Origin of the sequence: Bradyrhizobium sp., assembly GCF_049512235.1 — a bacterium.
Lineage (GTDB): Bacteria > Pseudomonadota > Alphaproteobacteria > Rhizobiales > Xanthobacteraceae > Bradyrhizobium.
The window spans coordinates 1-7,995 of sequence record NZ_JBEKXH010000327.1; the positions used below are offsets into that span (position 1 = coordinate 1).

Here is a 7,995-nt window from a genome sequence, read left to right on the forward strand (position 1 = left end):
GCGTGCTTTGTGTTCGCCCATGGCGCGGGCGCAGGCATGACCCACGCATTCATGGAGCAGGTGGCGGCCGGGCTTTACGAGCGTGGCATCGCGACGTTGCGCTATCAATTCCCCTATATGGAACAAGGCAGCAAGCGACCGGACGTCCCGGCGATGGCTCACGCCACGGTGCGGGCCGCGGTGGCGGAGGCCGCGCAATGCTGCCCCGGCCTGGTCCTGGTCGCCGGCGGCAAATCGTTCGGCGGCCGCATGACGTCGCAGGCGCAAGCCATCACGCCGCTGGCCGGGGTTCGCGGCCTGGCCTTTCTCGGCTTTCCCCTGCATCCGGCGGGCAAGCCATCCGATACGCGGGCGAGGCACCTCACCGACGTCGGTCTCCCGATGCTCTTTATTCAGGGCACCCGCGACAAGCTTGCGGAGCAGCAGTTGCTGGAGCCTGTCGTCAAGCGCCTCGGGGCATCGGCGTCGCTGCATCTGGTGCAGGAGGCCGATCATGCCTTTCACGTCCCGGCGCGCTCCGGGCGGAATGACCGCGATGTGATGAACGAGATCGCAGCGACGCTATCGGCATGGATCGGCAAGCTCGTGACGTGATGCCGAGGGCGGGCGCCTGTCTCCGCTCATCCGGGCTGCGCTTGCTGATAGGGTGCATATCTTGGCTCGTCATTGCGAGCCAATCGGGCGCGCGAACGCGCGCTCGATTGAGCGAAGCAATCCATCGCAGCCGCAGAAAGAAAAGCTGGATTGCTTCGTCGCAAGAGCTCCTCGCAATGACGGTTGGAAGGTCCTCATCCCAGGTTCGCTTCGCGTTCTCGGAGTGACCGGTCATTGAGTTCGGGGCCTGAAACTCGTGTGTCGCGATCAAGAGCAAGGCGCCGCGCGGTAAATTCTCGAACGGCGGTTCCTCGTTCCGTTTCCATCGCGTGCTGTCGGAGTTGCACAAGCGCGTCTGGTCGTATCGGGGTAGTGACGCTGCCGTCGCCAAGGTACGTGCGCACCGCAATTCTGGAATTTATAGTTTCCCGGGAGAATTCGGCCGGGGATCAGAAGGTGTACGATACGGAAACACCACTTGATCCCTCAGGTGTTTCTTGCTCAGATGAAAGCCGGGCAAGAGGGCGGGCGATGAATTGGGCAAAGGAGCGCGATCTCCTGATTTCGGAAACCATGGCGTTTGTGCAGTCGATCGGGGCGGCAAAACTCGAGTTGGAAGTTCGGGACCAGCCCCGGACCGAAGCTACCGTCGGCAGTTCCACGCCCGTCGACAAAGCCGAAGCAGACAAAACATCCGAAGTAAAAAAATCCCAGGAAGTCGAACGTCCGGCCGAGCTCGTGCGAATGACGAGCCTGTCATTGGTTCCACCGGGGGCATTGCGCCAGGAGGTCGAGAGCAGGGTGGCGGCGTTCCGTGCCCACCAGCAGCTCTTTCACCGCGAGCGCGATGCGTATTTTCATGCGGTGCTGGACAAAGCCCGTGGTTCTGCGGGTGACCGCCCTCTCTCAGCGTCATTCCGGGATGCGCCTTCCAGTCGGCGATAGCCCTGTTAAACATGGCAGATCACACCGGCGTGACGAGCGATAGCTGTGAGCCGGTGCTCAGGAAATCTTAATCAATTTGTCACGATACTTGCATCGATGCTTCCAAAAGGAGTTCTCGATGGCAAAGTTTGCGATTGGCGAAAAGGTCGACAACGCGGTCGGCAACCATGATGCCGGCACCGTGATCGCCGTGTTCCCGACGGTCGAAGGCAACCTCAGATACGCGGTCGACATGGAAGGCTATGGCGCGCTGCAGTTTTTTGCCGAGGACAAGCTGGTCGTTCACGCCGGCTGATCCGCCAACACAGCGTCGGCGCTTTCAGCAGCGCGGCGGCACCGCGACGCCTTGTGGCAGGCGCCGTGGCAAACGTTTGCGATATTCCGGGTAGCAAAGGCCTTGATGCTGGGTAGCAAAGGCCCTGGCCTCATCCTCCCGGTTGCGATTCTTCATCTCCATATTGCCATCAATTGCGTCATATTGTCCGGCGACACGACAGCTCGCCCGATTTATCTTTACAGCGCCAAGATGGATTGTCAGCGTCAATCTGCCGGCCGTGAATTTCATGTCGGGATCTTGCAACGAGATCCCGATGAACTCAGTGAACGGGGTTGCGAAACCGCTTTCGAGGATGCCATGAACGAGCACGTTCAGACCGCGACCACCGCGCCGCTGTTCGACCCGCTGTCGCCGGAGTTCATTCGCGATCCCTATCCGCATTACGAGCGGCTGCGCACCACCGATCCCATGCACCTCACGCCGCTTGGCATGTTCGTCGCCAGCCGGCATGCGGAAGTCAGCTCGGTGCTGCGCGACAAGCGCTTCGGCAAGGATTATGTGGAACGAAACAAGCGGCGCTATCGACCTGAGGTCTTGGAGCAGCCGGTCTTTCGCAGCATGCGCCACTGGATGCTGTATCAGGACCCGCCCGACCACACGCGCCTACGCTCCCTGGTGGTGAAGGCGTTCACCGCGCGCCGGGTCGAGGACATGCGGCCGCGGATCCAGGAGGTCGTCGATCAGACGCTCGATCGCATTTCCGGCCAGGGGCATATGGACCTGATCGAGGATTTTGCGTTCCGGCTGCCGGTCACGATCATCTGCGATATGCTTGGGATACCCGCGGAACATCGCGAGGCATTCTACGCCGGTTCGCGCGATGGTGGACGCCTGCTCGAGCCGGTGCCGCTGTCGCCGGCCGAAATCGAGCAGGGCAATGCCGGCCAGATCATGGCCAGGATGTATTTCGAGCATCTGTTCGAAATCAGGCGCAAGAACCCCGGTGACGACCTGACGACGCAGCTGTTGCAGGCCGAGGAGGACGGCAGCAAGCTTTCCAACGAGGAACTGACCGCCAATCTCATTCTGCTGTTCGGCGCAGGTCACGAGACCACCGTCAATCTGATCGGAAACGGACTATTGGCGTTGCACCGCAATCCCGATCAGCTCGCGCTGCTCAAGGCCAAGCCCGCGCTCATCGGCAACGCGGTGGAGGAATTCCTGCGCTACGACTCCTCGGTGCAGCTGACCGGCCGGGTGGCGCTTGTGGACATCGACGATCTCGGCGGCAGGAAAATCCCGAAAGGTGAAAGCGTGCTCTGCCTTCTGGGCTCGGCCAACCGCGATCCCGCCGTTTATCCCGACCGGCCGGATCGTCTCGATATCACCAGGCCCAATGTCCGTCCGCTTTCCTTTGGCGGCGGCATCCACCATTGCCTCGGCGCCCAGCTGGCGCGGATCGAGGCGGAGGTCGCGATCGCGACCCTGCTGCGGCGCCTGCCGGAACTGCGGCTCGACCAGCCTGACAATCCACAGTGGCGGCCGACCTTCGTGCTGCGCGGCCTCAAAACACTGCCCGCAAGCTGGTGACGCCTCGCTATCGCGCGACAATAGTGTAACTTCGCCACAGTTGTCTCTATATATGACGAGGGCTGATCCGGCGTTGTTTTTCCACGCGGCGGTGGGTGAGTAGCTGCCGGTTACCATCGCGATCGCGGATTGCCGGCGAATGGACCGCGCCATGCCGCCAATGGCCAGCACGCCGGAACGTGTGCAGAGGGAGACGCCGTGCAGACGACGCTGCTCGGATTGGCGATTGCCTTTATCATCGCGCTGATGGCCGCGCTGATCGGGCCGTACTACATCGACTGGAATCAGTTTCGGCCGCAATTCGAGGCCGAGGCCACAAGGGTGCTGGGGGCCCCGGTGCGTGTCGGGGGAGCGCTCGATGCCCGTCTGTTGCCGACGCCGTCGCTGCGGCTGCGCTCGGTGGTGGTCGGCGGCCCCAACGATCTCGGCAAGGTCCGCGCCGACAAGCTCGACGTCGAGTTCAGCCTGGGCGCGCTGATGCGCGGCGAATGGCGCGCCAACGAGCTTTCGATCGAAGGCATGGCCCTCGATCTCGGCCTCGATGCCAAAGGCAGGATCGATTGGCCGGCATCGAGTGGAACGCCGAGCCTGGGAACGCTGGCGATCGACCGGCTGAACCTGACCGGACGGGTCGCGCTGCATGACGCCGCGAGCCGCAGCACGCTTGAACTCACCGAAATCGCCTTCAGCGGCGATGTCCGTTCGCTGGCCGGATCGATACGCGGCGACGGCAATTTCATGCTGTCGGGCACGCGTTACCCGTTTCGGGTATCGTCCGGCCAAAGCGCGGATGGCCGCGGCACCCGGCTTCATCTCAACATCGATCCCGGCGTCCGCGCCATCTCCGCCGATCTCGATGGCGTGCTGAGCTTCGAGGCGCGCGCCCCGCGCTTCGAAGGCGCGATGGTGCTGGCTGCCAATGCCGGGCCGAAGACGGCAGGCAAGGGCGGCGAGGCGCCGCCGCCATGGCGGATATCGGCCAGGGTCCGGGCCGATCCGGCCGCGGCGAAACTGGAGCAGCTCGAGGCCAGCTACGGCACCGAGGAGAGCGCGCTGAAATTCGCCGGTCAGGCCGACATTCGCTTTGGTTTGGCGCCGCTGCTTCATGCCGTGCTGTCGGCGCGTCAGCTCGACGCCGACAAGTTTGTCACCAGCGACGACAGCGCCGCGGAGCCGATCCGCCTGCTGCCGGGGCTGCGGGCGATGATCGGAAGAATTCCGCTGCCGCCGATAGCAGCGCAGATCGAGTTCAATTCCGAGCAGATCATGCTGGGCGGGCGTCCGTTGCAGAATCTCGCCGCCGATCTGCATTCCGACGCCAGATCCTGGACCGTCGACCTCCTGGATTTTCGCGCACCCGGCGCCACCCATATCGACTTCAACGGCACCAACGCGCAAGCAAGTCCGTCAGGCGGCTTCAAAGGCGTGCTCGACGTCGAATCGACGGACCCGGATGTGCTGGCGGCGTGGCTGCAGGGCCGGGGCGAGATCACCTACCACAGCGAGAAGCCGCTGCGCTTGCGCGGCGTGGTCAGCGTGACCGCAAACCGCCTTGCCATCGAAGCCCTGCGCGCCGAGATCGATGGCGGTGCCGTCGAAGGACGGGTTGCGCTTGCGGATCGGCCGGCAGGCGGCGGTTCCCGCCTCGAAGCCGAGTTCAGGGCCGAACATCTCGATCTCGATGCCGCATGCTCATTCGCGCGCGCGCTGGCCGGTCCACAGGCCGAGTGGCCCGATGAGGCGCAGTTGTCGCTGGATATTGGCCGCGCCACTTCCGCAGGTCAGGATTTGCATCCGTTCAAGGCCAAGCTCGGCTACGGTCCGAAGACGATCTCGCTCGATCAACTGAGGGTTGGCGAGGCCGGCGGCGTGATGGTGGACGGCGCCGGAAATTTCGACCGCGCCAACGCCACCGGCAAACTGGCGCTGAATTCAAGCGCGGCATCCTTGAGCCAGATCACCGGCATGATCGAGCCGGTGGCGCCGGCGCTGGCGTCACGGCTTAATGCGATGGGGATAGGCCAGGGACAAGCGGCCCTGAAACTGACGCTCGACGTCGGCAAGAATGCCGCGCGCGCCGATCAGGCCAGCGCGCGCGCCGTTCTCGACTTTGACGCGCCGCAGTTCAAGGGCGTCGTCAAGGTCACCGCGACCCCTGATGCCGCGGCCCTGCGCGGCTTCGATCTCGAGACGCTTCGGCGCAGCAGTGTCGGCATTGAAACCAGGCTATCCGCCGAGCGCGGCCGTGCGTTGGTGGTGTTGCTGGGGCTCGATCGGGCGGTCGCGGTCGGCGAGGGCGCGGCGCAGTTTGAAGGGTCGATCACCGGCGCGTGGCGGACGCCATTGCAGCTGCAAGCCAGGATGTCCGGAACCGGCGTGGATGCCGAGGCCCAGGGCACCGCCGAACCCTGGGCCGCCGAGCCCAAGGCCAGCGTCGATCTGAAAGTTCGCCATGTCAGTCTTGCGCCGCTGTTCGATCTCAAGCCTGCCGATGGGCTGGTGCGGGACATCAGCCTTGCGTCGCGGGTTTCGCTTTTGGGCAACAGGCTGAGTTTCGATGATCTGGACGGCGCGACATCGGGGTCGCGGCTGCGCGGGCACATCGCATTGACGCTCGGCCAGGACAGCACCATCGAGGGCGAGGTCGGCATGGACGGGCTCGATCTCGCGCCGGCCTTCGCGCTCGCCATTGGTGCTGCGGGGCGCGATGCGGCGGAGCCGCTCGGTTCGGGATTGTTGAACGGATGGCGCGGCCATGTCGCGTTCCAGGCGTTGCACGGTTCGCTGCCGGGCGGTGGCGAATTGCGTCCGGTGAGCGGCACCGTCAAAAGCGACGGCCAATCGCTGACGTTCGACGCCATCAAGGGAAGGATCGGCGGCGGCGAAGCGACCGCTGATATCGATGCCCGGCAAGGCGCGAACGGAATGACGCTGAATGCGCACCTCCAGCTCACCGGGGTCGATGGCACGGCGCTGCGCTATCGCGCACTGGCGTTGCTCGCCGGCCATGTGTCGATGCAGATGACGCTTTCAAGCCAGGGCCGCAGCGCGCAGGCGCTGACCGGGGCGTTGTCGGGCAATGGAACCGTGACGCTGGAAGGCGCCGAGATCGCCGGCCTCGATGCCAGGGCCTTCGACGCTGCGATCCGCGCCAGCGACCGCGGCCTGGCCACCGATGACACGAGGTTGCGGCAGATCGTCGAAGCGGTGCTGTCCTCAGGCGCGCTCTCGGTCAAGTCGGCGCAGATTCCATTCACGATCAGGGATGGCCGGCTTCGCATCAGCGCGACATCGCTCGACGCCGACGGCGCCCGCGCCGTCGTGTCCGGCGGATTTGATTTTCCGGCCGACCAGGCCGATATTCGCGCCAGCCTGGCTTCGACCACGGCGGGAACCGGGACCAGCCGTCCGGAAATTCAGCTGTTTGCGGCGGGTCCGCCCGATGCGCTCAATCGCATCGTCGATGTTACGTCGCTGTCGACATGGCTGGCGGTGAGGACGATCGATCGCGAAACCCGCCGGCTGGATGCGATCGAGCGCGGCGAGCCGCCGCCGGCCTTGCCGGCATCTGTTCCACCGCCTGCAGGCGCGGAGCCTCCCGCCGCGGCGCCGAGCGCGATCGTCCCGGATCAGCCGTTCTCCGAGCCACGGCTTCCCGGCCCCGATCCGCGCCGGCCGCCCTCGAAGTCAAAGGTCTTCCTGCCGCGTCCGCCGCTTGCGCCGCCCGGTGCCAATGCTCCCGTGGTGAGCCAGCAGGTGGCGCCGCTGCCGCCGCCGATCGAGGTTCGGCCCGCACCGGGCGTGGCGCGGCCGCCGAAGCCGAAGCCGCCGCTGGTGCTGATGCAGCCGGCGATCACTCCGTGACGGCCACGATGCCGGCACCGACGGTGCGGTTGCCTTCGCGGATCGCAAAGCGCGCCCGCTCTTCCAGCGCGATCGCCTTGCTGAGCTCGATTCCGAGCTCGGCATTGTCGCCCGGCATCACCATCTCGACGCCGTTTCCGAGTTGGACGGTGCCGGTGACGTCGGCGGTGCGGAAGTAGAACTGCGGACGATAGTTCCCGAAGAAGGGCGTGTGACGCCCGCCCTCGTCCTTCGTCAGCACGTACACTTCCGCCCGGAAGGCCCGGTGCGGCTTCGCGGCGCCCGGCCTCGACAGCACCTGGCCCCGCTGCACCGCATCCTTGTCGATCCCGCGCAGCAGGCAGCCGACATTGTCGCCGGCCTCCCCCTGCGCGAGGATCTTCCGGTAGGTCTCGATGCTGGTCACCACCGACTTGCGGGTCTCGCCGAGGCCTACGATCTCGACCTCGTCACCGAGCTTGATGGTGCCGCGCTCGATCAGCCCGGTCACCACCGTGCCGCGGCCCGCGATCGACTGGACGCCTTCGATCGGCATCAGGAACGGCCGATCCTTGGGCCGCTCGGGCAACTCGACATAGAGGTCGGAGCGCCTCGAACAGTTTCAGGAGCCTGCGCTCGCATATCGTCGCGAAAGCCGCCGCCGCGCTGCCGTTTATTCGGCCGTGCGATTGGTCGCGCATGTCCGTGACGAAGCAAGGTCCAAGCTATCTGGCACTCGAAAATCT

The 7,995-nt window shown here is 65.1% G+C and carries 5 protein-coding genes and 1 pseudogene; 5 read left to right on the forward strand and 1 reads right to left on the reverse strand.

The window, feature by feature from the left end:
* The 5 genes from ABSG20_RS24995 to ABSG20_RS25015 all read left to right on the forward strand — a co-directional run.
* A partial coding sequence (locus ABSG20_RS24995; RefSeq protein WP_423867172.1) for an alpha/beta hydrolase family protein occupies nt 1-594 on the forward strand: 594 nt, incomplete at its 5' end.
* Between the two features lie 531 nt (nt 595-1,125).
* Nucleotides 1,126-1,539, forward strand: a complete 414-nt coding sequence (locus ABSG20_RS25000) for a hypothetical protein (RefSeq protein ID WP_423867173.1) — start codon at nt 1,126-1,128, stop codon at nt 1,537-1,539.
* Nucleotides 1,540-1,657: 118 nt separating this feature from the next.
* Complete coding sequence (locus tag ABSG20_RS25005) at nt 1,658-1,834, forward strand: hypothetical protein (RefSeq protein ID WP_423867174.1); 177 nt, start codon at nt 1,658-1,660, stop codon at nt 1,832-1,834.
* A 339-nt stretch (nt 1,835-2,173) separates the two neighbouring features.
* Nucleotides 2,174-3,406 carry a cytochrome P450 gene (locus ABSG20_RS25010; protein ID WP_423867175.1) on the forward strand — a complete coding sequence of 411 codons (1,233 nt, stop codon included), beginning with the start codon at nt 2,174-2,176 and terminating at the stop codon, nt 3,404-3,406.
* Nucleotides 3,407-3,604: 198 nt separating this feature from the next.
* On the forward strand, nt 3,605-7,270 hold the full coding sequence (locus ABSG20_RS25015) for an AsmA family protein (protein WP_423867176.1): 3,666 nt from the start codon (nt 3,605-3,607) through the stop codon (nt 7,268-7,270).
* Here the strand turns inward: ABSG20_RS25015 and ABSG20_RS25020 are convergent.
* Nucleotides 7,260-7,853, reverse strand: a pseudogene (locus tag ABSG20_RS25020) (EF-Tu C-terminal domain-related protein); the annotation flags it as partial. The gene ABSG20_RS25015 and the pseudogene ABSG20_RS25020 overlap by 11 nt on opposite strands.
* Between the last annotated feature and the right edge of the window lie 142 nt (nt 7,854-7,995).